At 69.2% G+C, this 26,667-nt stretch carries 27 protein-coding genes; 21 read left to right on the forward strand and 6 right to left on the reverse strand.

The features are described 5' to 3' along the window. The first annotated feature begins 94 nt into the window (after positions 1–94). The 7 genes from ACWGSK_RS12065 to ACWGSK_RS12095 all read left to right on the forward strand — a co-directional run bounded on the left by ACWGSK_RS12065 (position 95) and on the right by ACWGSK_RS12095 (position 7,118). Positions 95–616, forward strand: coding sequence for a MarR family transcriptional regulator (locus ACWGSK_RS12065; RefSeq protein WP_358512280.1), 522 nt, complete (start codon positions 95–97; stop codon positions 614–616). A 71-nt stretch (positions 617–687) separates the two neighbouring features. Beyond that, positions 688–2,418, forward strand: a complete 1,731-nt coding sequence (locus ACWGSK_RS12070) for an acyl-CoA mutase large subunit family protein (protein ID WP_358512155.1) — start codon at positions 688–690, stop codon at positions 2,416–2,418. 109 nt (positions 2,419–2,527) lie between these two features. After that, the gene (locus ACWGSK_RS12075) at positions 2,528–3,475 is read left to right on the forward strand and encodes a tetratricopeptide repeat protein (protein ID WP_358512152.1); all 948 of its coding nucleotides are present in this window, start codon (positions 2,528–2,530) and stop codon (positions 3,473–3,475) included. A gap of 204 nt (positions 3,476–3,679) precedes the next feature. Next, positions 3,680–4,402 (forward strand): cytidylate kinase-like family protein, encoded by a 723-nt coding sequence (locus tag ACWGSK_RS12080; protein WP_358512149.1) that lies wholly within the window; start codon positions 3,680–3,682, stop codon positions 4,400–4,402. Between the two features lie 342 nt (positions 4,403–4,744). Continuing rightward, on the forward strand, positions 4,745–6,148 hold the full coding sequence (locus ACWGSK_RS12085) for an NAD-dependent malic enzyme (protein ID WP_358512146.1): 1,404 nt from the start codon (positions 4,745–4,747) through the stop codon (positions 6,146–6,148). A gap of 63 nt (positions 6,149–6,211) precedes the next feature. Further along, positions 6,212–6,793 carry a YqgE/AlgH family protein gene (locus tag ACWGSK_RS12090; protein WP_358512143.1) on the forward strand — a complete coding sequence of 194 codons (582 nt, stop codon included), beginning with the start codon at positions 6,212–6,214 and terminating at the stop codon, positions 6,791–6,793. Positions 6,794–6,875: 82 nt separating this feature from the next. Next, entirely contained in the window at positions 6,876–7,118 is a 243-nt protein-coding gene (locus ACWGSK_RS12095) for a DUF3039 domain-containing protein (RefSeq protein ID WP_358512140.1), read from the forward strand. 87 nt (positions 7,119–7,205) lie between these two features. Here ACWGSK_RS12095 and ACWGSK_RS12100 read toward each other — a convergent pair whose 3' ends face one another. Both ACWGSK_RS12100 and ACWGSK_RS12105 read right to left on the reverse strand, forming a co-directional pair. Then, positions 7,206–9,131 (reverse strand): HtaA domain-containing protein, encoded by a 1,926-nt coding sequence (locus ACWGSK_RS12100; protein ID WP_452455823.1) that lies wholly within the window; start codon positions 9,129–9,131, stop codon positions 7,206–7,208. Between the two features lie 224 nt (positions 9,132–9,355). Continuing rightward, positions 9,356–10,753, reverse strand: a complete 1,398-nt coding sequence (locus ACWGSK_RS12105; RefSeq protein ID WP_452455824.1) for a cell wall protein — start codon at positions 10,751–10,753, stop codon at positions 9,356–9,358. Between the two features lie 243 nt (positions 10,754–10,996). Between ACWGSK_RS12105 and ACWGSK_RS12110 the strand changes: the two genes are divergently transcribed. The 7 genes from ACWGSK_RS12110 (at position 10,997) to ACWGSK_RS12140 (ending at position 18,240) form a co-directional block, all read left to right on the forward strand. Further along, positions 10,997–12,100, forward strand: a complete 1,104-nt coding sequence (locus ACWGSK_RS12110; RefSeq protein ID WP_452455835.1) for a heme/hemin ABC transporter substrate-binding protein — start codon at positions 10,997–10,999, stop codon at positions 12,098–12,100. Then, positions 12,097–13,212 (forward strand): FecCD family ABC transporter permease, encoded by a 1,116-nt coding sequence (locus ACWGSK_RS12115; protein ID WP_452455825.1) that lies wholly within the window; start codon positions 12,097–12,099, stop codon positions 13,210–13,212. The genes ACWGSK_RS12110 and ACWGSK_RS12115 overlap by 4 nt, the downstream gene beginning before the upstream one ends. Next, entirely contained in the window at positions 13,209–14,123 is a 915-nt protein-coding gene (locus ACWGSK_RS12120) for a heme ABC transporter ATP-binding protein (RefSeq protein WP_452455826.1), read from the forward strand. The genes ACWGSK_RS12115 and ACWGSK_RS12120 overlap by 4 nt, the downstream gene beginning before the upstream one ends. Positions 14,124–14,129: 6 nt before the next feature. Continuing rightward, entirely contained in the window at positions 14,130–14,924 is a 795-nt protein-coding gene (locus tag ACWGSK_RS12125; RefSeq protein ID WP_358515637.1) for a class E sortase, read from the forward strand. A 13-nt stretch (positions 14,925–14,937) separates the two neighbouring features. After that, positions 14,938–15,213, forward strand: coding sequence for a hypothetical protein (locus tag ACWGSK_RS12130; protein WP_358515640.1), 276 nt, complete (start codon positions 14,938–14,940; stop codon positions 15,211–15,213). Between the two features lie 189 nt (positions 15,214–15,402). After that, complete coding sequence (locus ACWGSK_RS12135; RefSeq protein ID WP_358515643.1) at positions 15,403–17,127, forward strand: DEAD/DEAH box helicase; 1,725 nt, start codon at positions 15,403–15,405, stop codon at positions 17,125–17,127. 87 nt (positions 17,128–17,214) lie between these two features. After that, positions 17,215–18,240, forward strand: coding sequence for a zinc metalloprotease (locus ACWGSK_RS12140; RefSeq protein ID WP_452455827.1), 1,026 nt, complete (start codon positions 17,215–17,217; stop codon positions 18,238–18,240). Positions 18,241–18,287: 47 nt separating this feature from the next. Here the strand turns inward: ACWGSK_RS12140 and ACWGSK_RS12145 are convergent, their stop codons facing one another. Both ACWGSK_RS12145 and ACWGSK_RS12150 read right to left on the reverse strand, forming a co-directional pair. Next, entirely contained in the window at positions 18,288–18,620 is a 333-nt protein-coding gene (locus ACWGSK_RS12145) for a type II toxin-antitoxin system PemK/MazF family toxin (protein ID WP_452455828.1), read from the reverse strand. Next, positions 18,617–18,883, reverse strand: a complete 267-nt coding sequence (locus ACWGSK_RS12150; protein ID WP_358515652.1) for a hypothetical protein — start codon at positions 18,881–18,883, stop codon at positions 18,617–18,619. Before ACWGSK_RS12150 ends, ACWGSK_RS12145 begins: the two co-directional genes overlap by 4 nt. Before the next feature lie 80 nt (positions 18,884–18,963). Between ACWGSK_RS12150 and ACWGSK_RS12155 the strand changes: the two genes are divergently transcribed. Continuing rightward, positions 18,964–19,971, forward strand: a complete 1,008-nt coding sequence (locus ACWGSK_RS12155) for a tryptophan--tRNA ligase (protein ID WP_452455829.1) — start codon at positions 18,964–18,966, stop codon at positions 19,969–19,971. 75 nt (positions 19,972–20,046) lie between these two features. Here the strand turns inward: ACWGSK_RS12155 and ACWGSK_RS12160 are convergent, their stop codons facing one another. Then, positions 20,047–20,619, reverse strand: a complete 573-nt coding sequence (locus ACWGSK_RS12160) for a nicotinamidase (protein ID WP_358515658.1) — start codon at positions 20,617–20,619, stop codon at positions 20,047–20,049. Between the two features lie 41 nt (positions 20,620–20,660). Then, the gene (locus tag ACWGSK_RS12165) at positions 20,661–21,962 is read right to left on the reverse strand and encodes a nicotinate phosphoribosyltransferase (protein WP_358515661.1); all 1,302 of its coding nucleotides are present in this window, start codon (positions 21,960–21,962) and stop codon (positions 20,661–20,663) included. 107 nt (positions 21,963–22,069) lie between these two features. On the opposite strand from ACWGSK_RS12165, the gene ACWGSK_RS12170 reads away from it, so the two are divergent. The 6 genes from ACWGSK_RS12170 (at position 22,070) to rdgB (ending at position 26,257) form a co-directional block, all read left to right on the forward strand. Next, positions 22,070–22,492 (forward strand): M67 family metallopeptidase, encoded by a 423-nt coding sequence (locus ACWGSK_RS12170; protein WP_358515664.1) that lies wholly within the window; start codon positions 22,070–22,072, stop codon positions 22,490–22,492. Positions 22,493–22,586: 94 nt separating this feature from the next. Beyond that, entirely contained in the window at positions 22,587–22,865 is a 279-nt protein-coding gene (locus tag ACWGSK_RS12175) for a MoaD/ThiS family protein (protein WP_067608473.1), read from the forward strand. 8 nt (positions 22,866–22,873) lie between these two features. Next, complete coding sequence (locus ACWGSK_RS12180) at positions 22,874–23,821, forward strand: PLP-dependent cysteine synthase family protein (protein WP_358515667.1); 948 nt, start codon at positions 22,874–22,876, stop codon at positions 23,819–23,821. A 270-nt stretch (positions 23,822–24,091) separates the two neighbouring features. Further along, entirely contained in the window at positions 24,092–24,844 is a 753-nt protein-coding gene (locus ACWGSK_RS12185; protein ID WP_358515670.1) for an MBL fold metallo-hydrolase, read from the forward strand. A gap of 64 nt (positions 24,845–24,908) precedes the next feature. Beyond that, positions 24,909–25,634 (forward strand): ribonuclease PH, encoded by a 726-nt coding sequence (rph, locus tag ACWGSK_RS12190; RefSeq protein ID WP_358515673.1) that lies wholly within the window; start codon positions 24,909–24,911, stop codon positions 25,632–25,634. A gap of 17 nt (positions 25,635–25,651) precedes the next feature. Then, positions 25,652–26,257, forward strand: coding sequence for an RdgB/HAM1 family non-canonical purine NTP pyrophosphatase (gene rdgB, locus ACWGSK_RS12195; RefSeq protein WP_358515675.1), 606 nt, complete (start codon positions 25,652–25,654; stop codon positions 26,255–26,257). Positions 26,258–26,667 lie beyond the last annotated feature (410 nt).

A 26,667-nucleotide genomic window follows, 5' to 3' on the forward strand; every position in this document is an offset into this window, starting at 1 on the left:
CGGTGGGATTTTCGAGGACGGTCGGATCCGTACCCGCTTCGCGGCGGGACCCGGTGCCGAGCGCACCGCCTAGAGTGACGGCGTGGGAAACCCTTTGAACCTTCCGTTCGACCCGATCGAACGCGCGCACGACAACTGGAGCCAGAGATGGGGCGCCTCGCCCGCGATGGCGGCGGTCACCTCGCTCATGCGCGCGCAACAGATCCTCATCGGTGAGCTGGACGGCACCCTCAAGCCGTTCGGCCTGACCTTCGCGCGCTACGAGGCGCTGGTCCTGCTCACCTTCAGCGCCTCCGGATCGCTGCCCCTGGGCAAGATCGGCGAGCGCCTCATGGTGCACCCGACCAGTGTCACCAACACCATCGACCGCTTGGAGGGACAGGGCTTCGTGCTGCGCAGGCCCAACCCCAGCGATGGTCGAGGGGTGCTGGCGGAGATCACCGAGACGGGCCGCGAGGTCACCGAGGGGGCCACCCGGGCACTCCTGGGCATGGACTTCGGTGTGGGCTGCTACTCCGAGGAGGAGCTGTGGCGTATGCACGAGATGTTCGTGCGGCTCCGTGTCGACTTCGGTGACTTCCCCGCCCCGGTGGCGGAGGAAGCGCGAGGCGCCTGAGCGGCCGAACGCCGTTCGCGCCGTCGCTCGCTCTTCTGTACATACTTAGTTGGACGTCCTACTATTTGGGTATGGCGAACAGCACAGGAGACCTCACCAACGGCGGCGAGGCCCGGGACATCGAGGCCGGGCGCGAGCGCTGGCAGCGCAGGTACGACACCGCCCGCAAACGCGACGCCGACTTCACCTCCCTGTCCGGGAAGCCGCTCGAACCCGTCTACGGCCCGCGACCCGGTGCCGAGGTCCCCGGTTTCGAACGCGTCGGCTGGCCCGGGGAGTACCCCTACACCCGAGGGCTCTATCCCACCGGCTACCGCGGCCGCGCCTGGACCATCCGCCAGTTCGCCGGCTTCGGCAACGCCACCCAGACCAACGAGCGCTACAAGATGATCCTCGCCTCCGGCGGCGGTGGACTGTCCGTGGCCTTTGACATGCCCACGCTCATGGGCTACGACTCCGACTCCCCGCAGGCGCTGGGCGAGGTCGGTCACTGCGGTGTGGCCATCGACTCGGTCGCCGACATGGACCTGCTCTTCGACGGCATCCCCCTCGGCGAGACCACCACGTCCATGACCATCAGCGGCCCCGCCATTCCGGCGTTCTGCATGTACCTGGTGGCGGCCGAACGCCAGGGAGTCGACATCGGCACCCTCAACGGCACGCTGCAGACCGACATCTTCAAGGAGTACATCGCCCAGAAGGAGTGGCTGTACCCGCCCGAACCCCACCTGCGCCTCATCGGCGACCTGATGGAGTACTGCGCGGAGCACATCCCCGCCTTCAAACCGCTGTCGGTCTCGGGCTACCACATCCGTGAGGCCGGCGCCACGGCCGCCCAAGAGCTCGCCTACACGCTCGCGGACGGCTTCGGCTACGTCGAACTCGGTCTCTCCCGCGGGCTGGACATCGATCGGTTCGCCCCCGGCCTGTCGTTCTTCTTCGACGCCCACATCGACTTCTTCGAGGAGATCGCCAAGTTCCGCGCCGCCCGCCGCATCTGGGCCCGCTGGATCCGCGACGTCTACGGCGCCAAGAGCGAGAAGGCCCAGTGGTTGCGGTTCCACACCCAGACCGCCGGGGTGTCCCTCACCGCGCAGCAGCCCTACAACAACGTGGTGCGCACCGCCGTGGAGGCCCTTTCGGCGGTCCTGGGCGGAACCAACTCGCTGCACACCAACGCGCTCGACGAGACGCTGGCCCTGCCCACCGAACAGTCCGCCGAGATCGCCCTGCGCACCCAACAGGTCCTCATGGAGGAGACCGGCGTGGTCAACGTCGCCGACCCGCTCGGCGGCTCCTGGTACGTGGAGGCCCTCACCGACGAGATCGAGGCCGAGGCCGAGCGCATCTTCGCGCACATCCGCCACATGGGCGGCGGTGACGACGTCGAACACGCCATCGGCCCGATGACCTCCGGCATCCTCGCCGGGATCGACAACGGTTACTTCGGCGCCGAGATCGCCGAGTCCGCCTACCAGTACCAGCAGGCCCTGGAGAAGGGCGACAAGCGCATCGTCGGCGTCAACTGCCACACCAACACGGTCTCCGGGGAACTCGACATCCTCAAGATCAGCCACGAGGTGGAGCACGAGCAAAAGCGCGTCCTCACCGACCGCAAGGGCGCGCGCGACCAGGCCGTCGTCGACCGTGCCCTGGCCCGACTCCTGGAGGGTGTGCGGGCCGACGAGGGCAACCTCATCCCGCTCATCATGGACGCGGCCCGGTCCGAGGCGACCCTCGGCGAGATCTGCGCGACCATGGGCGAGGAGTTCGGTACCTACACCGAGGACCCGCAGTTCTGAGCGGCGTCGGCGAGCGCCGCCGCTTCCCGTCCGCGAACCCCTGACCGTTCTGGGGCCCGAGGCGGTACGGAGTCCTCGTACCGCCTCGGGATGGGGCAGGATAGGGAGTATGCAGCCTTCGGACTTTTCACCGAACAGTGCGGTCGACCTCGGGGCGCGCAAGGCGGCCTTGGAACGTGAGGCCAAGCAGCGCGCCGACGAGTCGGCCGGTCGTACCAACCCCTTCGCCGTCAACGTCGATGAGGCCACCTTCCAGCAGGTGCTGGAGAGCTCTCTGTCGGCGCCGGTCGTCCTCGCGGTCCTCGCGGGCTGGTCCGAGCAGTCCAAGCAGGTCGAGGACGCCCTGGACAACCTCTCCAGGGGCTCCGGCGGCAACTGGATCCTGGGCAAGATCGACAGCGAGGCCAGTCCTCAGCTGGTGCAGGCGTTGCGCGTGCAGGGCGCGCCGAGCATCATCATCGCCGTCCAGGGTCAGGTCATGCCCCTGATGCAGGGCCCGGCGACCGAGGAGCAGCTCCGTGAGGGGCTCACCCAGGTCTTCGGCGCCCTGGCCCAGCAGGGCATGCTCCCGCCGGGGCACCCCGGCACGGTGGACGGCGACCCCTCCGCGATGCCCGAGGACCAGGGCGCCCCCGAACCCGAGGCCGACCCGGTCGACGTCGAGGCGCAGGCCGCCCTGGAACGCGGTGACTTCGACGCGGCCGCCGCGGTCTTCGAGAAGGCGCTGGCCGCCGACCCCAAGAACGCCGAGGTCAAGGCCAAGCTGGCGCAGGTGCGCCTGATCGGCCGACTCCAGGACGTGGACCCCGAGGCCGCGCTGCAGGCCGCGGTCGACCGCCCGAACGACGTCGACGCCCAGATCGTCGTGTCCGACGTCTTCATGTACGGCGGCAAGTTCGACGACGCCTTCGACCGCCTCATCGACACGATCAAGCGCACCGCCGATGAGGACCGGAACAAGGCCCGCGAACACCTGCTGTCCCTGTTCGACCTACTGCCGGCCGGGGACCCGCGCGTGGGCGCGGCCCGCCGCAAGCTCACCTCCGCCCTGTTCTGATCGGATACCGGCCGGTGCCCGTTCTCCGAGATTTCTTGGGACGGTCACCGGCCGGAGAACTCCACCCGTTCGTGCCCGATCGTGGCAAATCATGCGGTATTTGCCGTAGCGAAGACGGGTGGGATGGTCGCCCCCTCGCCGGGTAAAAGAACTACACGGCGGGCCGCGGAGACACGGTCCACAGCACGACCGGGCAGGTGGACCATGACGACCGACCGCACCCCGCATCCCGGCGGAGCCCCCGTCGTGACGATCTCGGCCACCTTCGGCGCCGGCGGCAGCGTCATCGGCCCGGCCATCGCCGCCCGGCTGGGCGTCCCCTTCCTCGACCGCGCGGTCCCCAGCGCCGTCGCCGAACAGATCGGCTGCTCGCTCGACGAGGCCCTCCAACGCGACGACCGTGCTCCGGGCGGCTTCGAGCGACTCCTCGCCAGCGCGGCCCGGCTGCCCACCGTCACCCTCGGCAGCGTCGAAACCGCCTATTTCGGCACCATGGACGACGAGGGTCGTCTCCTCTACGACCACGAGTTCGTCGAACAGACCGAACGGGTCATCAAGGACGTGGCCCGCGCCGGCGGGGTCGTCCTCGGTCGTGCCGCCGCGGTGATCCTGGCCGACCACCCGGGCGCCCTGCACGTACGGCTGGACGGAAGCCGTGAGGCCCGCCTGCGCCGAGCCCGCCGTCTGTGGGAACTCGGGAACCGGGAGGAGTTCGGTGGCAAGGGGTGGGGCCCCACCCCGCCCACCGCGAAACTGCTGAGCGACAACGACCGCGCTCGCGCCGCCTACGTGCGCCGGTTCTACCGGGTCGATCCGGCCGATCCGGGCCACTACCACTTGGTGGTCGATTCCGCCGTGCTCTCCACCGACGCCTGTGCGGACATGGTGGTTCGGGCGGCCGAAGACCGCGCCGGAGATAGGAATTAATGCGATTTTTTCCGCAAGCGTTAATTGTCCTCTTGTGCTGACGTTCCCCCCTTGACTCAGGTAGGGTGAAGCGACTCGGTTGTGGGTTTCCAGCCAGCCCCCGGCCGTCAACCGAGCCCCCGCTTTCGAAGGCACCCCTCTACGGATGCCACGGCGGGAAGCGTCGCCGGCACGGAGAACGAACCCCCGTGTTATCGGCGCGCGAGAGCCGACCAGAGCCACCGGGGCGGATCCATGGCGTGCAGGGCCACAGCCGTTCCGGGGTCGGTACGTACGTCCACGGGAGGGGCCGCCGGTGCGCCCCGCGGACGGATGACACCAGCCAAAGCCAAGGAGCAACACGTGGCCACCCTTCCCAGCGTTTCGTACTCCATCACCGTCCGACTGGAACTGGACGCCGGAGGTAGCGCGGTCGGCAGCCTCACCAACGCGGTGGAGCAGGTCGGCGGCATGATCACCGCCCTCGACGTGGCGGCCGCTGGGCACGAGCGCATCCGCATCGACGTCACCTGCGCCGCTCGCGACACCGAGCACGCCCAGGCGATCGTCGACGCCCTCGGCGCCGTCGACGGGGTCGTCGTCCACAAGGTCAGCGACCGCACCTTCCTCATGCACCTCGGCGGCAAGATCGAGATGAAGTCGAAGGTGCCGCTGCGCAACCGCGACGAACTCTCCATGGCCTACACCCCCGGAGTCGCCCGCGTCTCCCAGGCCATCGCCGCCAACAAGGAAGACGCCCGTCGCCTGACCATCAAGCGCAACAGCGTCGCCGTGGTCACCGACGGATCCGCCGTCCTGGGCCTGGGCAACATCGGCCCCGAGGCCGCCATGCCCGTCATGGAGGGCAAGGCCGCCCTGTTCAAACGCTTCTCCGACATCGACGCATGGCCCATCGCCCTGGACACCCAGGACGTCGACGAGATCGTCCGAACCGTCCAGCTGCTCGCCCCCGGGTTCGGCGGCATCAACCTGGAGGACATCTCCGCCCCTCGCTGCTTCGAGGTCGAGGCCCGCCTGCGCGAACTCCTGGACATCCCCGTCTTCCACGATGACCAGCACGGCACCGCCATCGTCGTCCTGGCCGCCCTGCGCAACGCCCTGCGCGTGGTCGGCAAGAAGCTGTCCGAGGTCCGCGTCGTTATGTCCGGCGCGGGCGCGGCCGGTACCGCCATCCTCAAGCTGCTCATGCACGCCGGAGCGCGCGACATCATCGTCAACGACGTGCACGGCTCCGTCCACTCCGGACGCGAGGACCTGGACCAGAACCTGGGCTGGATCGCCGAACACACCAACCAGGGCGGCTACAGCGGCGACCTCAAGGGCGCCGTCGCCGGAGCCGACGTGTTCATCGGCGTCTCCGCCCCGAACCTGCTCGACGGCGAGGACATCGCCGAGATGAACGAGGACTCGATCATCTTCGCGCTGGCCAACCCCGACCCGGAGGTCGACCCCGACATCGCGCACCTGCACGCCTCGGTCGTGGCCACCGGACGCAGCGACTACCCGAACCAGATCAACAACGTGCTGGTCTTCCCCGGCTTCTTCCGCGGTCTGCTGGACGCCCAGAGCCACAACGTCACCTCGGACATGATGGTCGCCGCCGCCGAAGCCCTCGCCGACGTCGTCACCGAGGACGAACTGGGCCCGAACTACATCATCCCGAGCGTCTTCCACCCGGAGCTGTCCACCCACGTGGCCAACGCGGTCCGCGAGGTCGCTCAGCGCGGCCAGGAGACCAAGGCCTGAACAGTCTCGCCGAACCCTCCTGATAGGGCGCCCGACCGGTCGCCTTTCGGGTAAAGGTGGACCATGGACCAGTCGACTCTGACCGGGCGCCTACTGGTGGCCGCCCCCTTGCTTCAAGAGGACTCCTTCCGCCGTTCGGTGGTGTTCGTCGTAGACGACGCCGCCGACGGCACCCTCGGGGTGATCCTCAACCGTCCGCTGGAACTTCCGGTGGGCGAGGTCGTGAACTCGTGGGGCGCCTACGCCAGTTCCCCGGCGGTGATGTTCTCGGGCGGGCCGGTGGGCACCGACTCGGGTATCGCCCTGGGCAGCGCAGTCCCCGAGGACGAGCCCCCGGGTTGGTCCCCGTTGGTGGGTCCACCCCCCGGAACGGGACTGGACGGCGTGGGAGTCGTGGACCTGGACGGGCCGCCCGAGATGCTCGGCTCCTCCCTGGCGGCTCTGCGCGTCTTCGCCGGTTACTCCGGTTGGGGTTCGGGGCAGCTCCAAGGGGAGATCGAGGAGGGCGCCTGGTTCGTGGTCGACGCGTTCGCCGACGACCTTTTCGGTGCCACCCCCGAGGGGTTGTGGTCACGGGTCCTGCGCCGGCAGGGCGGAGAGATGGCCCTTTTGTCGACCTACCCGGACGACCCCACCATGAACTGAGCGCAAGCTTGTCCCCGGTGAGACTGAGACGGGCCGCGGCACCCTATACCGTGGGGTCCAGACGTTGAAAGGTGTGAGGACGATGTCGATGGACGTCCTGAACAAGGTTCTTCCGGACAGCGAGACCAGGCCGGACATCTCGCACGACGATGGTGATCGCGAGCGGTTCGCGCACTACGTGCAGAAGGAGAAGATCACCCAGAGCGCGGTGACCGGTGACCCGGTGATCGCCCTGTGCGGCAAGGTGTGGGTACCCAACCGCGACCCGAAGAAGTTCCCCGTGTGCCCGGAGTGCAAGCAGGCGTACGAGGACATGATGAAGTAGACGGCCCTTCCGGTCGCACCCGTAAGGCCTTGACCCACCCCCGCGGGTGAGCCAAGGCCTTCGTCGTGTTCGAGACGGACCGGGGGGCTAGAGTTCGCCGTCCTCGGTGCCGGCGCCGTCCGCGCCGTTGCGTCGGCGCGAGACCGCGATCGCCACGCCGCCCGCCGCCACCGCGGCCGCGGCCGCGGTCAGCAGATCGGCCAGGGCGGTACCGGTGTTGGGGAGCCCGGGCTTGCCACCGCCCTCACCGTCACCGTCACCGGGGCCGGGGGTCGGCCCGCCGTCGCCACCACCGTTGTCGCCGTCGCCGCCGCCGGGGACCTGAACGTCCTCGTCCACGCTCACGGCCAGCGAGATCGGGTCCAGTCGCTCACCCTCGACGTAGAAGTCGGCGAACGCGGGGACGCCTTCGGCGGTGAGGGCGGTCGGGATCGGGCCCCAGCTCAACACACCCTCGTCGACCTCGGCGTCGACACCGGACAGGTCCAGGTCGGCCAGGGCGACGTCGTCGTAGGTGACGAGTTCGGCGTCGGTCAGGGACTTGCTGACCACGTCGGCGTACAGGGTGCCCGCCTCGCCGTCGATCTCCACGCGCGGGTCGGTGACGGACATGTACAGCAGCGGGTCGGCGTCACCGTAGACGTGGCCCTCGAAGAGCACGGTGCCGGTGAGGTCGATCTCGGCGGTGACGTCGTCCAGGTTCGCCCGGCCGGTGGCGTCGGTGAACGAGAAGGTCCCGTCCTCGCCACGGGTGGCGCCTTCGGACGTGGTGATCTCACCGGCGGCGATGTCGCCCTCGATGTAGTTGCGGAAGGACTCCTTGACGCCCCAGTCGGCGCGGCCGTTGAAAACGGTCAGGTCGCCCTCGGGGAGTTCGCCCTCGCCGTTCCCGCCGTCGCCGTCACCATCGCCGTCGTCGCCGCCCTCACCATCGTCCTCGGTGGCGAAGGAGATCGGGGTCCACACGTCCTGGTCGCGGTTGCCGATGTCGGTGTGGTCGTTGAAGACCGCGACGTAGCACCGGGTCTCGACGCAGTCGTAGGTCGTCTCCTCGGCGTCGTAGGCGCCGGACACCTCGACCTCGGTGGAGAAGGTGCCCTCGTCACCGGGGGCGTCGGCACCACGCAGCCACACCGCGCCGATGTGGTGCTCCGGGAAGGAGTCCGCCGACCGCTCGGCGGCGGTCAGGGCGACGTACACGCCCTGGCCGGGACGGAAACCGGTGCCGTCGACGGTGACGGTCTCGCCCTCGGGGTTCAGTTCCTCGGTCTTGGAGACGGTGACCCTCGGGTCGTGGGTGGGCTCACCCGGTTCACCGGGCTCGCCGCCCTCCACGGCGGTGGTGGTGAAGGACAGCGGGTCCATCGGATCACCCGCACCATAGAAGCCGGCGAAGGCCTCGACCGCGTCGGCGTGCAGGGTGCCCGCCTCGGAGGTGAGGGCGAGGGAGTCGCCGTCCACGATCAGTTCGGCGCCGGTCAGCTCGGTCACGGGGACCTCGCCGAAATCGACCAGGTCGCCGGGCGGCAGGTTCGGGTTCGCACCGTTGAATTCGCGGCTGGTGACCTCGGCGTACACGGTGGCGGAGCCGTCGCCGTCGAACTCCACGCGGGGGTCGGCGACATGGACCTCCAGGACCGCGCCCTGACCGTAGTCGTGGCCCGCGAAGACCACCCGGCCGCCGAAGCTCACCTCACCGGAGGCGTCCTCCTTGGAGACGGAGCCGTCCACGGTCGGGAAGTCGAAGGTCCCGTCGTCGTTGACACTCGCGCCGTCGGACGCGGTGATCTCACCATCGGCGATGGGGCTGCCGATGTAGTTGCGGAAGGACTGCTTGACACCCCAGGTGGCGGAACCGCCGTCCAGGGAGACGGGCGCCTCGTCGGCCATCGCGGCCGGGGCCGCCGCCACGGTGAGGGAGGCCCCGAGGGCGGCCGCGCCCACGTAGGCGGTGAGGGAGCGCAGCGCCCGGCGGGCCCTGCCGTCGCCCTCATGGTTCGTGTTGGTGCTCATGTGATCGGTGGTTCCCATCGTGTCGAGGGAGAGGTGATTCGGTCTCGATCGCGCGTCGGGACCGGGGATGGTGCGGGGGCGGCGGGTGCGCGCTGAGCGGGCGCGGCGGTACCCGCCGAGGGAGAGCGGGTCATGAGGAGGGAGGAGGGGCGGTCGTCCACAGCGTTCGAGGTGGGGGTGGTGCCTCCGCCTCCCGGTTGTGAGAGCCCCACCGTCCCCCGAGATCACGCGGTGGTCGGGTCGGTCCCACCCGCCCGGCGTCGGGTCGCCACCAGCGCGGTGACACCGGCCAGAGAGGCCACCACGGCGGTCAGCAGCAACCCCGCCAACGGGGCGCCGGTCAGGGCCAGGGGCCCGTCGCCACCGGAGCCGCCGGAACCGGAGCCGGATCCGGAGCCGCTCGCGCCGCCCGCACCGGAGCCGCCGCTCGCGCCACCCCCGCCAGAACCGGAACCCGCGCCCTCGTCGGAGCCGGAACCATCGCCGGACCCGCCACCGCCGTCGCCCGCCTGCCCCGCGAAGGTCACCGGGACGAACTCGTCCTGACCGCGGTCGCTGGAGCGGGTGTGGTCGTTTCGGGTCACCACGGCGCACTCGGTGCCTGCCGCGGTGCAGTCGGTGTTGTCGTCCTTGGCCTTGACGGCCAGTTCCACGGTGAAGCCGCCGTCGGTCCCGCCACCCGTGTAGGGGGTGGCCAGGCCCTCTCCGTAGGGCGGCGGGTTGCTGGAGATCCAGGCGGACGAACCGCCCTCGCCTTCCATGTCCACCCCACCGATGCACGGCCCGGGCGCGACGCTCGAACCGGCGTTGGCGGTGTCGCACAGGGCCACGTAGATGCCCTTGGCGGTGTCGTAGCCGGAGCCGGTGACGGTCACGGTCTCCCCGTCGGGGTCGATCCCGCTGGTCTTGGAGACGCTGAGCGACAGATCGCCCGGGGTCCGGGGCAGGGCTTGGGGAGCGTTGTGCGGGGCCGCCTGCGGCGCGCTCCGGGAAGCGCTCTGCGGCCGGTTCTCGGGAACGGCGGCGGGCACGGCGAAGACGACCGGAACCGCGGCCACGACCGCTGGTACGGCGGGGGAGACGGGTGCAAGCACCGGGGCGCTCATTCCCGCGCCGGGGTCGGAGACCACACCGTCATCGGTGGGCTCGACCGACTCACCCGTCCCATCCACCTCGTCCGTCCGCTCGGACGGCTCGGCGTCGAGAACGACGATCTCGAAGGGATCCTCCTCGGTGTCCAGGCCCGCCTCGGCGGCGAAGTCGACACCGGTGTCGAGGGTGACGCCGAACAGGCCGCGCTCGTCCACGTCGGTGGTGACGGTGTTGTCGTCGTCGAGTACGGCGGTCTCGTCGACCTCGTCGGTGCCCCGTGCCTCGGCGGGGACGGCGCGCGTGGTGATCTCGATCCGGGAACCGGGGGTGTGCCCGATGCCGGCGACCGTGACGCTGTCGCCCTCGGGGTCGAGTCCCTGGGTTCGGTTCACGGTGGTGGTTCGGGGGTGGACTGGTTCGTCGATGGGTTCGGCGAGCACCGTCGAGGGTGCGCCGGCGACCAGAAGCGTCGCCGCGGCGACGGTGGCCAGGGGTGGGACAAGCCCATGGAGGGGAACCGCTGCTCGCATCAGGGGCCTTAGTTGTCGGGCGGGTCGGACGAGGGGCCGACCTCCGCGTGAGGTGGGGGAAACGATTTTAGGTTATGCTTACCTAGGTGAAGTGAGCCTTGCCTAACTCGATCCGGCGCCGCAATAGTTGACCACTGAAGCGACGAGGTTGTCAAGGATCTGACGACCTGTCATATAAAAGGTCTTGTCGTGACCCGCTCCGCGGCCCCGCCCGGCATCCCGGCTCAACCGAAAGCGATCGCCATGCCCCACGCCGTCCCCCGAACCCTCCCGCGCGGTGGTCTCGGCCCGCTCGCCCTCGCCATCGCCTGCACCCTGGCCCTGACCGCCTGCACGGGCCCCGACGCCCCCGTGGACGCGTCAGGGGACGCGGGCGGCATCCCGGACCTGGCCGAGAACCGCCTCCAGATCCTGGACGAGGTCGCGGCCCCCGAACTCCCCGTCACCGTCGAATCCGTGGTCCTCGACCCCTACCGCTCCTCCTCCGACCCCCTGGAGTACGAGGACGTCGAGGTGACCGACGCCGAACGCATCCTCCCGCTCACCGGAAGCCTCGCCGAGATCGTCTTCACGCTCGGTCTGGGCGACAACGTGGTCGGCCGCGACGTGGCCGCCACCTTCGACGAGGCCGCCGACCTGCCCGTCATCAGTGAGGGCCACGAGGTCTCGGCCGAGACGGTCCTGGCCCTCCGACCCACCGTGATCCTCGCCGACACCCAGACCGGCCCGCCCGAGGTGATCGAACAGGTCCAGAACTCCGGCATCCCCGTCGTCATCGTCGAAGAGGCCTGGTCCATCGACGAGATGTATCCCCGCTTCGAACGTGTGGCACGGGCCCTCGGCGTCCCCGACTCCGGCACCCTCCTGGCCGAACGCACCCAGGAGCAGATGGCGCAGGTGCGCGAGAGTTCCCTGGAGACCAGCGGCGATCCCCTCGTCGCCTTCCTCTATCTGCGCGGCACCGCCGGCGTGTACCTGCTCGGCGGCCCCGGCTCGGGCGCCGACGCCCTGCTCGAAGAGATCGGAGCCCGCGACGCCGGTGTCGAGATGGGCCTGACCACGGCCTTCACCCCCATCACCACCGAAGCGCTCATCGAGGCACGCCCCGACGTCCTGCTGGTCATGACCAAGGGACTGGAATCGGTCGGCGGCGTCGCCGGACTTTCCGAGATTCCCGGCGTCGCGCAGACCCCGGCCGGACGGAACCAGGCCGTCATCGACTTCGAGGACGGCGTCCTGCTCAACTTCGGTCCCCGCACCCCGCAGGTCATCACCACCATGGCCGAGGAACTCGCCGCGGTCACCGGCGAGACCGGCGACGCCTCGGGTGCGGAGGGCGACGAGTGACCGCCCTGTCCCCACGCCCCACCACCGGATCCGACGACGCCCCCGCGGACGACGGCGGGGCCACCCCCGGGACCCTCGGCCGACGCCTGCGCGCCACCCTGCTGATCACGGGCCTGTCCGTCGGACTCGTCGTCGTCTCCGTGATCGCCGCCGGTGTGGGCGCCTACCCGATCCCCGCCGGCCAGGTCGCGGCCTCCCTCCTGGACGCGGTGGGCCTGCGGGTCGGCGGCCTGCCCGACCAGATCGCCGAGACCGTCCTGTGGGACGTGCGCCTGCCCCGCGTGGTCCTGGCCGTCATGGTCGGTGCGGCCCTGGGCAGCGCCGGCGCCATGATGCAGGGCATCTTCGGCAACCCCCTCGCCGAACCCGGCGTCATCGGCGTCTCCTCCGGCGCGGCCGTCGGCGCGATCGTGGTCATCTTCACCGGGCTGACCGTGCTCGGTCACTGGACGATCATCGCGTCGGCGTTCGTCTTCGGCCTGCTCACCACGTTGTTCGTGTACGTGTTCGCGCGCTCCGGCGGCCGTACCGAGGTCGTCACCCTGCTGCTCACCGGTATCGCGGTCAACGCCATCGCCGGCGCGGCCATCGGGCTGATGACCAACTTCTCCCAGGACGCCGAGATCCAGACCATCACCTTCTGGCAGCTGGGCAGCGTCTCCACCGCCACCTGGTCCAAGGTCGCCGCGATCGCGCCGTGCCTGTTGCTGGGCCTGTCCGTCATCCCGTTCTACGCGCGCAAGCTCGACCTGTTGTCCCTCGGCGAGGGGCCCGCCCGTCATCTGGGCGTGGACGTCGAACGCATGCGTTTGGTGATCATCACCGCGATGGCGTTGCTGACCTCCGCCGCGGTCGCCTTCGCGGGGATCGTCGCGTTCGTCGGACTGGTCGTACCCCACATCATCCGGATGGTCACCGGTCCCGGACACCGGGTGCTGCTGCCCGCCTCTGCGCTGGGCGGCGGGCTGCTCCTGCTCGCCGCCGACCTGCTCGCCCGAACCGCGGCCGCCCCCGCCGAGATCCCACTCGGCGTGGTCACCGCGGCCCTGGGCGGACCGTTCTTCTTCTACCTGCTGCACCGCACCCGCGCCAAGCAAGGAGGCTGGTCATGACCACGGGGTCCCCGCTGCGCCGCCGGTTCGCGTCAGCCGTCGCCCGACTCACCCGGGCACCCGATCGGCCCGAACCCCTCGAACCCGGCGCCCCCGTGGTCCGAGCGCGGGACGTCACCGTCCGCAGGGGTGGGCGGGTCCTGCTCGACGGGGTCGATGTCACCGTCCGTTCCGGGGAGCTGCTGGCGCTGGTCGGCCCCAACGGCGCCGGCAAGTCCACGCTGTTGCGCGCCGTTTCCGGGGACGTCACCGGAGCACCCGGTAAGGGGGAGCGGGACTCGGGCACGGTGCGCCTGTTCGACCGCCCGCTGGAGGAGTGGACCCCGCCCGAACTCGCGCTGCGCCGCGCCGTCCTGCCCCAGGAGGCCACGGTCGGCTTCCCGTTCTCCGTGCACGAGCTCGTCACCATGGGGCGGGCGCCCTGGGCCGGGCTGAGCACCCCCGATCAGGACGCCGCACTCGTGCGCGAGGCCATGGCGCGGGTCGGTGTCGAACAGCTCGCCGACCGACGTTTCCCCACGCTCTCCGGCGGCGAACGAGCCCGGGTGATGCTCGCCCGCGTATTGGCCCAGGACACCTCCCTGCTCCTGCTGGACGAACCCACCGCGGCGCTCGACATCCGCCACCAGGAACTCGTTCTGGGGATCGCGCGTACACTGGCGTCCCACGGTGGGGCGGTTATCGTGGTCCTGCACGATTTGGGGCTTGCGGCCGCGTACGCCCATCGTGTGGCGGTACTCTCCGGAGGACGGGTCGCAGCGCAGGGCACCCCCGCCGACGTCTTCACCGCGTCGTTGCTCAGCGCCGTGTACCGACACGAGGTCGAAGTACTGCCGCATCCGCGTACGGGGGTCCCGCTCGTCGTCCCACTCCGGTCACCCGGGTGCACACGAAAGCGTCCACAGGAGTAGGTCGTATTGGTGTCCACAACTGAACGGCAGTCGCGCGATGAGCCCCACCCCGAGAACGAGGAGCACCGCCCCCGCTCCTCCAGGGGCGGGAGGCGGCGCGCCCGCAAACCGAAGACCACCCCCGGTGACGTCGTCCGCGGTTTCGTACGGTTCTTCGGCGAGATCCTGCTGACCGCGGGTCTGCTGATGCTGTTCTACGCCGGTTACGAGGTGTACGGCTCCCAGTGGGAGACCGACCGCGAACAGCAGGGGCTGGCGGACGGGCTCGACGAGGCCTGGGCCGCCACGGAGGAGACCGTGCAGGGGCCCGACTCGGAGCCGCTGCCCGGCAGCGCCGACAGCCGCCTGTACGTTCCGAGCCTGGACCTGGACTGGGTCGTCGTCAACGGCACCGAGCCCGACGACATCCGCTACAGTCCCGGTCGCTACACCCAGTTCGACAGCGCACCCGGTGAGATGGGCAACTACGGCGTGGCCGCCCACCGCACCCCCGGCCTGTTCTGGGACCTCGACCTGCTCGACGAGGGCGACGTCATGGTCCTGGAGGACGGCGAGAACTTCTATACCTACGAGGTCTTCCGAGAGGAGACCGTGTTGCCCGAGGACTTCTGGGTGGTCACCCCCGACCCCTTCGAGGACGCCTCGGAAGAGGAACCCGGACGTGCGCTGCTCACCCTCACCACCTGCGCGCCCAAGCTCAACAACACGCACCGGCTCATCGTCTGGGCGGAACTGGCCGAGACCACGCCCAAGTCCGAGGGCATGCCGGAGTCCATCGCGCACATGGCGCCGGAAGCCTAGGGAGGGTTCACGAATGTACGGCCTGATCTGGCGCGTCCTGCCGGGACCATGGGCGTCGAAGTTCATCATGATGGTCGGCCTGCTCGCGGGTGCCGCCGCGCTGCTGTGGTTCTTCGCCTTCCCGGCGATCTCCCCCCACATGCCGTTCAACGACGGTGCGGTGGACACGTCGAACATCGGAGGTGAGGAGGCCCCCGCCGGCGTGCCCGGTGAGGACGCCGAATCCACCGGTGATGAGCTGGGAGGCGATCCCGGGGCCGACCCGGAAGCCGAAGAGGGCGGCGTTTAGGACACGAGGAAAGACAGCGGTTTCGACGCTGAAGAGGAACAACAGGGCGGCGCGGTGCACGGGCACCGTGCCGCCCGTCGTGAGGTGGTGGAATGGTGGGCCGCTGTGCGCGGCACCACTGCCGGGGCTCCATCTTCCGGACCGGGCAACCACTAACCTCTAGCAGGTGAGCAACGGGGGACGAGACGAATGACGGTGACGCAGACCTCGCAAGAGGATCGCCTGAGCGGCCTTCGGGCCTGGCAGAGGGAGGCCTTCGAGGAGTACTTCCGCAGGCAGCCGCGCGACTTCCTCGCGGTGGCCACCCCCGGCGCGGGCAAGACCACCTTCGCCCTCACCCTGGCCAGTGAGCTCCTCCAACGGCACGCAGTGCGTTCGATCACCATCGTCTGCCCCACCGAGCACCTCAAGAAGCAGTGGGCGGAGGCCGCGGCGCGGTTCGGGATCCCCATCGACCCCGAGTTCAAGAACGGGCAGGGCGCACTGGGGCGTCAGTACCTCGGTGCGGCCGTCACCTACGCGCAGGTGGCCGCGCACCCGATGTTGCACCGCAACCGCACCGAGGCGCGCAAGACCCTGGTGATCTTCGACGAGGTCCACCACGCCGGCGACGCCCTGTCCTGGGGCGAGGCGGCACGGGAGGCCTTCGACCCGGCCACCCGAAGGCTCTCACTGACCGGCACCCCGTTCCGCTCCGACATCAACCCCATCCCGTTCGTGGACTACGTCCAGGACGGTGCCGGGGTCAGACGTTGCTCGTGGGACTACAGCTACGGGTACGCGCCCGCGCTGGAGGACGGCGTGGTGCGCCCGGTCATCTTCATGGCCTACTCCGGTGAGATGCGCTGGCGGACCAAGGCCGGTGACGAACTCGCCGCACGCCTGGGCGAACCGCTCACCCAGGACGCGCTCTCCCAGGCCTGGCGGGCCGCGCTCGACCCCAAGGGCGACTGGATCAAGAAGGTCCTGCAGGCCGCCGACCGGCGCCTGACAGAGGTGCGCAAGACACACCCGGACGCCGGCGCGCTGGTCATCGCCAGCGACCACGAGAACGCCCGCGCCTATTCACGGATCCTGCGGCAGATCACCGGCAAGGGCGCCACCGTGGTGCTCTCCGACGACCCCACGGCCTCCAAGAAGATCTCCCGGTTCGCCGCCGGCGACGATCGTTGGATGGTCGCGGTGCGCATGGTCTCCGAAGGTGTGGACGTGCCCCGTCTGATGGTGGGCGTGTACGCCACCTCCACCAGCACCCCGCTGTTCTTCGCGCAGGCCATCGGGCGTTTCGTGCGGGTCCGCAAGCGTGGCGAGGTGGCGTCGGTGTTCCTGCCGTCGGTGCCCACGCTGTTGGAGTACGCGGGCGAGATGGAGCGCGAGCGCGACCACGTCCTGGACAAGACACCAGGTGACGACGAGTACCCGGAGGAGGACCTGCTCCGGGAGGCGAACAAGAAGAAGGACTCGCCGGACGCGGGGGAGGAGCTCCCGTTCGAGACGATGGAGTCCGCCGCCGAGTTCGACCGGGCGCTGTACGACGGCCTGGAGTACGGGGGCGGCGCCGCGGGGTCCAGTGAGGAGGAGGACTTCCTCGGGCTGCCCGGGCTGCTCGACCCCGACCAGGTCTCCCAGTTGTTGCGCAAGCGCAAGGCGGACCTGAAGGCGAGTGAGCTCAAGGCCAAGGGCAGGCAGGAACCGGAGGAGCCCAAGGGGCCCACCCACCAGATCCTGGCCGACCTGCGTCGCGAACTCAGTGGGTTGGTGGGGGCCTGGCACCATCGGACCGGAAAACCGCACGGTGCCATCCACAACGAGCTGCGGCGCGCCTGTGGTGGGCCGCCCGTCGCGCAGGCCACCCCGGATCAGATCCAGGAACGCATCGCCAAGCTGCGCGCCTGGGCCGTCGGGCAGAAATAGTCACTGACCAGTCGAATCGGGCAAATACTTCGCAACGCCGCGCAAGGCAGGCAAACTGTGGGCGATTGTGTCGCTACTGTGCGTGAGATGATTCGACGAAGCTCTCGCGGTGGCACAGCCGCGCTCTGGTCCGGACTGTCCCTTTGCGCGGTCACGTTGACCGGCCTGGTGGCGAGTACTTCTCCGGAGCCGACCACCCAGGGGGTGGCGGCTCCGGAGAACGTCTCGGCGGCCACGGTGGCGAACGAACCGTATTGCCCACCCGGCACGGAACCGGTCGCGGAGGCCGAACGCAGGGTCGCCGACCCGCACGCCGGCCCCTCCGACGGTGTGGAGGTCACCCCGGAACAGGCCGCCGAGTACGAGGAAGGCCTCCGCCGGGCGATGGAACGGATCCGCGACCATGAGGCCGCCGCGCCCTACACCGTGCCCGTGGTCATGCACGTGATCTCCGCGAGCGACGGCAGCGGCGAGATCTCCGACGAACGCGTCGACGACCAGGTGGACGTGCTCAACCGGGCGTACCAGGGCGAGTACGCGAAGGGCTCGGAGGGCACCGACACCGGATTCCGCTTCGAGCTCGCCGACGTCACGCGGACCGAGAACGACACCTGGTTCCGCGACTTCGGAGAGCAGCGCGACGAGATCCGCGCCGAACTGCGCCAGGGCGGCCCCGAGACCCTGAACATCTACACCGCGGACCTGGGCAGCGGACTGCTGGGCTTCTCCACGTTCCCGCAGGACTACGCCGACAACCCCGACCAGGACGGGGTCGCGATCGCGCACGACACCCTGCCCGGCGGTGACCGCGAGAAGTTCAACGAGGGGCACACCGGAACCCACGAGGTCGGTCACTGGCTGGGGTTGTTCCACACCTTCCAGAACGGTTGCGAGAGCCCGGGCGACTACGTCGACGACACCCCCTACGAACGCGAGGCCGCCTCCGGTTGCCCCGAGGGCCGGGACACCTGCCCCGAACGCGAGGGCGAGGACCCGGTCACCAACTTCATGAACTACAGCGACGACGCCTGCATGACCCACTTCACCAAGGGGCAGGCGGATCGCATGGCCGAGCACTGGGCCGCCTTCCGCGAGGGCGCGCCACAGGCCTGACCCGGGTTCGTGGCGTCACACCACCCGTGGCGCCACGAATCGCCACCTCAAAGGGCGAGTAGTCTGCGCAGGACCGTTTCCACCTCGAACAGGACGAGATCGTCGACACGACCGAACCGTCGTCCGAGCCGTTCGGGAGAGATCGAGCGCAGGTCCTCGCACTTGGCGTAGCTGATCGCTTTCAGTCCCGAGGAACCCGGCTCGATCTCCACATGGGTCCGACTTCCCCGGTGGGTTCGGGTCAACGGGACAGCCATGACCACGGGTGGGTGGGACTCCAGCCAGAGTTGAGCGTTGACCAGGAGAACCGGACGGCGCATCCCTTGTTCGTGGCCGACCGGGTCTCCCAGGTCGGCCATGTGGATCTCGCCTCGCTTCACCAGGCTTCCTCTGCGGTCAGTTCGTCGTCCCCCGGGTCTGAGAGGTCGTCCTGGAGTGTCCGGTCATCGAGGCGGGCACGCCGGTCCTCCTTGGTGAGGCTCTCGTTGTACATGCGCACGTCGGACCAGAACTCCAACTCCTCGGCCTCGTCCAGTGCCTCTTCGATCGCGCGAGCCATGGTGACCCGGCGGTGTCTCGCCCTCTTGCTGATGCGCTCTCTCAGGGATCGTGGGACCTTGATCGTGGTATCCATGGAAGTCATACTGAAAGTATGCCTCAGGGATGGGGGCTTGGCCATAAGTCGGGCGGGGAGCGGGTGGTGCGCGCCGCTAGGCTTGAGACATGGCAGCCAACACGTACCTGACCGGGATCAAGCCCACCGGCGACTTCCACCTGGGCAACTACATCGGCGCGATCAAGCCCGCCCTCGCGGCCGCCGAGCGCTACGACACCTTCTACTTCATCGCCGACTATCACGCGCTCAACATCATCAAGGACGCGGACGAGCTTCGTCACAGCATCCGGTCGGGCGCTGCCACCTGGCTGGCCTGTGGGCTCGACCCCGAGCGCACGGTCTTCTACCGCCAGTCCTCCATCCCCGAGACCTTCGAGCTCACCACCATCCTGAGCACCCTCACCCCCAAGGGGCTCATGAACCGCGCGCACGCCTACAAGGCCGTTCGGGACCGCAACACCGAGGCCGGCGTCACCGACCTCGACTCGGGCGTCAACATGGGGCTGTACAACTACCCCATCCTCATGGCCGCGGACATCCTCGTCATGGAGGGCACCCAGGTCCCCGTCGGCCGCGACCAATCGCAGCACATCGAGTACACCGCCGACATCGCCGGGTACTTCAACCACCGCTTCGGGGACTCCTACAGCTTCCCGATCCCCAAGGGCGTCATCGACGACAGCGAAGCGAGCATCCTGCCCGGCACAGACGGCCGCAAGATGAGCAAGTCCTACGACAACCACATCCCGCTGTTCCTGTCGCAGAAGAAGTTCCGCAAGGCCATCAACCGGATCCCCACCGACTCCACCCCGGTGGAGGACCCCAAGGACCCGGATTCCTCGATCCCGTTCCAGCTGCTCACACACTTCGCCGACGCCGACAAGGTCGCCGACGTGCGCAAGCGTCTGGAAGCGGGCGGCATGGGCTGGGGCGACCTCAAGAAGGAACTGTTCGAGGCGGTCGACACCGAACTCGGCCCCAAGCGCGACCGCTACGAGGAGCTCATGGCCTCCGAGACCGAGCTCGACGACATCCTCGCCTCCGGCCTGGACCGCGCCCGTGAGCGCGCCCGCCGGGTCCTGAAGGACGTCCGCTCCGCCATCGGCATCGCCTAGGTCGAGCGCCGCGCCGGAGTCAAGAAGCGGCCGTGACCTCTCCGGTCACGGCCGCTTCGTCGTCAGGGCAGGGGCTCAACCGACCAGCGGCTCGCCCTCCAGCTCCACGCCGGCGGCGCGCAACCGCTCCAGCGCCGACTCGACCGTGGGCGCGGCCACGCCCGCGGTCAGACCGAGCAGCACCCGCGTCCGGAACCCCTCTTCCCGGGCGTCCAGCGCGGTGGCCCGCACACAGTGGTCGGTGGCGATGCCCACCACGTCCACCTCGTCCACGTTCCGTTCGCGCAACCACGCGACCAGGGTCGTCTCACCATCTCGCGCGGTCCCCTCGAAACCGCTGTAGGCCGCCGTGTACTGGCCCTTGCCGAAGATCTCCTCCGCCACCGAGGCGTCGAAGTCGGCGTGGAACTCCGCGCCGGGGGTACCGACCACGCAGTGCGGCGGCCAGGTGTCCACGAAGTCGGGGGTGTCGGAGAAGTGCGCCCCCGGGTCGATGTGGTGGTCACGGGTGGCCACCACGTGGTCGTAGCCACCGGCGCGGGAGTGCTCGGTGACGGCGGCCGCGGTACGCGCTCCGCCCTTCACACCGAGGCTGCCGCCCTCACAGAAGTCGTTCTGTACGTCCACCACGATGAGTGCCCTCGTCATGTCCGGCACCTCTCTTCCAGGATCGGGTCGGGTCTGGGACTTCAGTGGAAGATCGTCGGCAGCGAGGCGTCGCCGCGGGACATCCGCAGCGCCTGCTCCGGCAGTTCCGCCACGGTCGCCCGGTGGCGTTCACGGGCCTGGTGGACCGTCTCCCGGCCCACGATCTCCCCGTCGACGACCAGCGGCCGCAACAACGGACGGGTACCGACGACCTCGCCCGGGTCGTGCGGGTACACCTCCTCGGACACCGCGACGCCCTTGTCGTCCAATCGGCGCACCGACCACTTGCGGCCGCCCCGGCTCGGTTTGCCCACCGAACGCTTGGCGACCGGTTCCAGCGGGGCGTCGTCCGCCAGGCCGCGCGCCCGTGCCACCAGTTTGTACACCAGCGAGACGGTCGGGGCGCCGGAACCCGTGACCAGGGACGTTCCCACGCCATAGCCGTCCACCGGGGCCACGGCCAGAGCCTGGATGGAGTGCTCGTCGAGGTCGCCGGTGACCACGATCTCGGTGTCGGTGGCGCCGAGCCCGTCGAGTTGGGCGCGCACCCGGGACGCGGTCGCGCCCAGGTCACCGGAGTCGATCCGGACGGCTCCGAGCTCCTTGCCGGCCAACTCCACGGCGTGACGCACCGCGCGTTCGACGTCATAGGTGTCCACCAACAGGGTGGTGCCCATGCCCATGGATTCCAGCTGGGCCTTGAACGCGTGCTGTTCGCTGTCGTGCAGCAGGGTGAAGGCGTGCGCCGCGGTGCCGCCGGTCGGTACCCCGAACGAGCGTCCCGCCTCCAGGTTGGAAGAGGTCGCGAACCCGGCCACGTAGGCGGCGCGGGCCGCGGCCACGGCGGAGCGTTCGTGGGTGCGGCGGGACCCCATCTCGATGAGCGGGCGGTCGCCGGCCGCGACCGACATGCGGCTGGCCGCCGAGGCGATCGCGCTGTCGTGGTTGTAGACCGACAGGGCGAGGGTCTCCAGGATCACGGCCTCGGCGAACGTGGACTCCACCACGAGAATGGGGGAGCCGGGGAAGTAGGCCTCTCCCTCGCCGTAGCCCCAGACGTTGCCCGAGAAGCGGTAGTCGGCGAGCCACTCCAGGGTGGGCTCGTCCACGACACCGTGGTCGGACAGGAAGTCCAGTTCCGCACGGCCGAAGCGGAAGCGTTCCAGTAGGTCCAGGAAGCGCCCGGTGCCCGCCACGACGCCGTAACGACGGCCTTCGGGTAGGCGCCTGGCGAACATCTCGAACACCGACCTGCGTGCGGCGGCGCCGCTGTGCAGGGCGCCCTGGAGCATCGTCAGTTCATAGTGGTCGGTGAGCAGCGCACTGCTGCCGTCCTCTCTCATAGGAGCGAGCCTATTCGTTGAGGGTTGGAGCTTCGCAGCCGCCCCACCAGCCGGGGCAACAATACCCACTCGGTTGGTAGAGAAGAATGGGTGGGTACCCTGGAGCCATGCTGAGGATTGACCGCTCGATCTACGACCAGATCGTCGCACACGCCCGCCGCGACCACCCCGACGAGGCGTGTGGTGTCGTCGCCGGCCCCGAGGGCTCCGACCGCCCGGAGCGGTTCATCGAGATGCTCAACGCCGAACGGTCACCGACCTTCTACCGTTTCGACTCGATCGAGCAGCTCAAGGTCTGGCGTGGGATGGACGACCGCGACGAGGAACCCGTCGTGATCTACCACTCCCACACCGCGACCGAGGCCTACCCCTCGCGCACCGACATCGCCTACGCCTCCGAGCCGGGGGCCCACTACGTCCTCGTCTCCACCCGTGAGCCCGACACCGTCGAGTTCCGCTCCTACCGGATCGTCGACGGCGAGGTCACCGAGGAACCGGTGGAGATCACCGAGGGCGACGGCCGCCAGTAGGCTCCGCCACCGGCAGGGCTCCGTCCGGAATGAGGGCGGAGTGTCTCCTGTTGGACATGAACGCACAACTACGACCGCTAACGGAGTCACCTTCATGGCCATCGAGGTCCGCATCCCCACCATCCTGCGCAACCTGACCGACGACGCCAAGGTCGTCGAGGGGTCCGGCGCCACCCTCGGCGAGCTGTTCACCGACCTGGACAGCCGTCACCCCGGCATCGCCGAGCGTCTGGTGGAGAACGGCAAGCTGCGCCGCTTCATCAACGTCTACCTCAACGACGAGGACGTCCGATTCGTCGGTGGGCTCGAAGCGAAGCTCTCCGACGGCGACAACGTGACCGTCCTGCCCGCCGTCGCCGGCGGAAGCCGCTAAGGACGGCCATGCGCTACGACTCCCTACTCGACTCCCTCGGCGGCACGCCGCTCGTCGGCCTGCCCCGACTCTCGCCCTCGCCGAGGGTGCGGCTGTGGGCGAAGCTGGAGGACCGCAACCCCACCGGTTCGATCAAGGATCGCGCGGCGTTCTTCATGATCGAGCAGGCCGAGAAGGACGGGTTGCTCTCCCCGGGGTGCACGATCCTGGAGCCGACGTCGGGGAACACCGGCATCTCGCTGGCCATGGTCGCCAAACTGCGCGGCTACCGCATGGTCTGCGTCATGCCGGAGAACACCTCCGCCGAGCGCAAGCAGTTGCTCGCCATGTGGGGCGCCGAGGTCCACTTCTCCGAGGCCGCGGGCGGGTCCAATGAGGCCGTCCGCGTCGCCAAGGAGATGGCCGCGGCCAACCCCGACTGGGTGATGCTGTACCAGTACGGCAACCCGGCCAACGCTCGCGCCCACTACGAGACGACCGGGCCCGAACTGCTGGCCGACCTGCCGGAGATCACCCACTTCGTGGCGGGGCTCGGTACGACCGGAACCCTCATGGGGGTGGGGCGCTACCTGCGCGAGCACAAGCCCGACATTCAGATCGTCGCCGCCGAACCCCGGTACGGCGAACTCGTCTACGGGCTGCGCAACATCGACGAGGGGTTCGTCCCCGAGCTCTATGACGAGTCGGTGCTCACCACCCGTTTCTCCGTCCCCTCCGATGCCGCGCTCAAGCGGACCAGGGAACTCCTGGCCAAGGAGGGCATCTTCGCGGGGGTCTCCACGGGCGGCGCCCTGCACGCCGCCCTGGGGATGGCCCGCAAGGCCGAAAGGGAGGGGCGGTCCGCCGACATCGCGTTCGTCATCGCCGACGCCGGATGGAAGTATCTGTCCACCGGCGCCTACGAGGGGACCCTCGAAGAGGCGGAGGAGCGCCTGGACGGCCAGCTCTGGGCCTGATCCGAGCTTCGTGACGGAGACCGGTCGCTGCTGCGGCCGGTCTCCTGTCTTATTCGGGCAAAACGGTCATCTCTGATCAATTGGTGTGAAAAATTCACACGTGACCGAGGTCGCCTGAGATGCGGGACACATTTTGTACCACCAGGGCGGTCATTGGGGTACACCCGTAACAAGGGCACATCCGCAGAACCAGCCGCCACCCGCACTCCCCGCGCACAGCCACTCAGGGGCCACGGAGACAGAGCGGCCGACCGAGAAGGCGACGACGACGTGCGACTCACGATTATCGGGTCCTCCGGGAGTTTCCCCGGGCCGGACAGCCCGGCCTCCTGTTACCTGGTCGAGGCCGGTGGATACCGCCTGCTTCTGGACCTTGGCAACGGCGCCCTGGGCGCCCTCCAGCGCTACACGGACCTCTACTCCATCGACGCCGTGTACCTCAGTCACCTGCACACCGACCACTGCGCCGACATGTGCGCCTACTGGGTCGCCCGCATGTACTCGCCCGACGGAGCCAAGCCGCGCATCCCCGTCTACGGACCCGTCGGGGTCTCCGACCGCCTCGCCCAGATCTACGGGCTGGACCCCGACCCCGGCATGACCGAGGTCTTCGACTTCCACGAACTGACCCCCGGCGAGTTCCGCATCGGCCCGATGACCGCCCGCGTGGACAGGGTCAACCACCCCGTCGACGCCTTCGGCATCCGGCTCGAACACGAGGGCGCCTCCCTCGCCTACTCCGGGGACACCGGCTCGTGCGATTCCCTGATCGACCTGGCCCGCGGAGTCGACCTCTTCCTCTGTGAGGCCGCCTTCCACGACCACCTCGAACACCCCAAGGACATGCACTTGACCGGTAGCGAGGCCGGCGACCACGCCGACCGGGCCGGGGTCCGCAAACTCCTGCTCACCCACCTGGTGCCCTGGAACGACGACGACGTCACCATGTCCGAGGCCCGTTCCACCTTCGCCGGCGACATCGAACTCGCCCGAGGCGGACAGGTCCACCGGATCGGCGACTGAGCGGCTGAGCGACTGAGCGGCGGCCGAGCCACGAGGTGGTCCGACCGGAGATACGCTCATGACCATGGCTCGACCTGACGGACGCGTTCCGACCCAACTTCGCCCTGTGACCATCACCCGCAACTGGCTCCGCCAAGCGGAAGGTTCCGCGCTCATCGAGTTCGGAGACACCCGTGTGCTCTGCGCGGCCACCGTCGAGGACGGTGTGCCCCGCTGGCGGAGGGGGACCGGCGAGGGGTGGGTCACCGCCGAGTACGCCATGCTTCCGCGCGCCACCGACACCCGTGGTGCCCGGGAGTCCGTGCGCGGCAAGATCGGCGGACGTACCCACGAGATCTCGCGATTGATCGGCCGCTCCCTGCGCGCCGTCGTCGACTTCAAGGCGATGGGCGAACACACCATCACCCTGGACTGCGACGTGCTCCAAGCCGACGGTGGAACCCGCACCGCGGCGATCACCGGTGCCTACGTGGCCCTCGCCGACGCGATGAAGTACCTGCGCAAGAAGCGCAAGCTCAAGACCAACCCGCTCATCGGCTCGCTCTCAGCGGTGAGCGTCGGCGTGGTGCAGGGGCAGCCCAGGCTGGACCTGAACTACCTGGAGGACTCCGTCGCCGACACCGACATGAACGTCGTGATCACCGGTGACGGCAAGTTCATCGAGGTGCAGGGCACCGCGGAGGGACAGGGTGCGGCGTTCGACCGCGAACTCCTCGACAAGCTGCTCGACCTCGCCACCAACGGTTGCGGGGAGCTGTCCGCGATCCAGAAGAAGAGCCTGTCCGAGTAGGTCCGGAGGAGTTGACCGTGAAGATCGTGTTGGCCACGCGCAACGCGAAGAAGGTGCCGGAGATGCGCGCCATCCTCGCCGAGGCGGGCGTGAAGGCCGAGGTCCTCGCCCTGGACGCGTTCCCCGACGCACCCGAGGTACCCGAGACCGAGGCGACCTTCGTCGGAAACGCCCGACTGAAGGCGAGGGCGATCGCGGCGCACACCGGTCTGCCCGCGGTGGCCGACGACTCCGGGTTGAGCGTGGACGAACTGCGGGGGATGCCGGGTGTCCTCTCCGCCCGATGGTCCGGCCGTTTCGGTGCGCGGAACCAGGACCGGGCCAACCTGGAACTGGTCCTGGACCAGCTCGCCGATACCCCGCGGGAGCGCCGAGGCGCCCGGTTCGTGTGCGCGGCCGTGCTGGTGATGCCCGACGGGACCGAGCGGTCGGCCGAAGGTGTTCTGAGTGGACACCTGGTCGGGGAACCCCGAGGAGAGAACGGGTTCGGCTATGACCCGGTCTTCGTCCCCGAGGGCCACGATCGGACCACGGCGGAGCTGACCGCCGAGGAGAAGAACGCGATCAGCCACCGGGGCATCGCCTTCCGCGCCTTGGCCGAAGAACTGGCCGCACTGGTGTGACCGGGGTGGGACGGGTCGGTTTCGGTCCGTCCCACCCCGGATCAAACCCAGGGCACGGAAAAATCTTGACACCGGGGTTTGCCGGTCCGGGACCAGGGGCAGGATGGTTCATGCCTGACAAGCAAGCCGATCCAAGACCCCGGACCCGACGTCGACGTACGGTGTCACCAGGATCGACGGCGTCATCAGGGCCGACAGCGTCATCAAGGTCGGAAGGCCCGGACACATCGGGGATCTCCCCACCGGACCGGGCCGATTTGACGTCACCGAGACAGTTACCTAGACTCAGCGAGTCGCTGCGGGACGGAGAGCGCAGAACCTTCTGGTTCGCGCTCGGCACCGGACCGCGATCACAGACATCCTCTTCAAAGCAGCCTGGTTCGAGCGGTGCTCGGAGCATGTAAACTCGA

The organism is Nocardiopsis sp. NPDC055551 (genome assembly GCF_053619415.1).

Excerpts from the sequence above, each read along its gene's own strand:
- ACWGSK_RS12160 (WP_358515658.1), bottom strand. The coding sequence starts at position 20,619 with ATGACGAGGGCACTCATCGTGGTGGACGTACAGAACGACTTCTGTGAG.
- ACWGSK_RS12095 (WP_358512140.1), top strand. The coding sequence starts at position 6,876 with ATGTCGATGGACGTCCTGAACAAGGTTCTTCCGGACAGCGAGACCAGG.
- ACWGSK_RS12075 (WP_358512152.1), top strand. The coding sequence starts at position 2,528 with ATGCAGCCTTCGGACTTTTCACCGAACAGTGCGGTCGACCTCGGGGCG.
- ACWGSK_RS12165 (WP_358515661.1), bottom strand. The coding sequence starts at position 21,962 with ATGAGAGAGGACGGCAGCAGTGCGCTGCTCACCGACCACTATGAACTG.
- ACWGSK_RS12175 (WP_067608473.1), top strand. The coding sequence starts at position 22,587 with ATGGCCATCGAGGTCCGCATCCCCACCATCCTGCGCAACCTGACCGAC.
- ACWGSK_RS12140 (WP_452455827.1), top strand. The coding sequence starts at position 17,215 with ATGATTCGACGAAGCTCTCGCGGTGGCACAGCCGCGCTCTGGTCCGGA.
- rph (WP_358515673.1), top strand. The coding sequence starts at position 24,909 with ATGGCTCGACCTGACGGACGCGTTCCGACCCAACTTCGCCCTGTGACC.
- ACWGSK_RS12090 (WP_358512143.1), top strand. The coding sequence starts at position 6,212 with ATGGACCAGTCGACTCTGACCGGGCGCCTACTGGTGGCCGCCCCCTTG.
- ACWGSK_RS12105 (WP_452455824.1), bottom strand. The coding sequence starts at position 10,753 with ATGCGAGCAGCGGTTCCCCTCCATGGGCTTGTCCCACCCCTGGCCACC.
- ACWGSK_RS12180 (WP_358515667.1), top strand. The coding sequence starts at position 22,874 with ATGCGCTACGACTCCCTACTCGACTCCCTCGGCGGCACGCCGCTCGTC.
- ACWGSK_RS12170 (WP_358515664.1), top strand. The coding sequence starts at position 22,070 with ATGCTGAGGATTGACCGCTCGATCTACGACCAGATCGTCGCACACGCC.
- ACWGSK_RS12150 (WP_358515652.1), bottom strand. The coding sequence starts at position 18,883 with ATGACTTCCATGGATACCACGATCAAGGTCCCACGATCCCTGAGAGAG.
- ACWGSK_RS12120 (WP_452455826.1), top strand. The coding sequence starts at position 13,209 with ATGACCACGGGGTCCCCGCTGCGCCGCCGGTTCGCGTCAGCCGTCGCC.
- ACWGSK_RS12080 (WP_358512149.1), top strand. The coding sequence starts at position 3,680 with ATGACGACCGACCGCACCCCGCATCCCGGCGGAGCCCCCGTCGTGACG.
- ACWGSK_RS12100 (WP_452455823.1), bottom strand. The coding sequence starts at position 9,131 with ATGAGCACCAACACGAACCATGAGGGCGACGGCAGGGCCCGCCGGGCG.
- ACWGSK_RS12130 (WP_358515640.1), top strand. The coding sequence starts at position 14,938 with ATGTACGGCCTGATCTGGCGCGTCCTGCCGGGACCATGGGCGTCGAAG.
- ACWGSK_RS12135 (WP_358515643.1), top strand. The coding sequence starts at position 15,403 with ATGACGGTGACGCAGACCTCGCAAGAGGATCGCCTGAGCGGCCTTCGG.
- ACWGSK_RS12070 (WP_358512155.1), top strand. The coding sequence starts at position 688 with ATGGCGAACAGCACAGGAGACCTCACCAACGGCGGCGAGGCCCGGGAC.
- ACWGSK_RS12155 (WP_452455829.1), top strand. The coding sequence starts at position 18,964 with ATGGCAGCCAACACGTACCTGACCGGGATCAAGCCCACCGGCGACTTC.
- ACWGSK_RS12110 (WP_452455835.1), top strand. The coding sequence starts at position 10,997 with ATGCCCCACGCCGTCCCCCGAACCCTCCCGCGCGGTGGTCTCGGCCCG.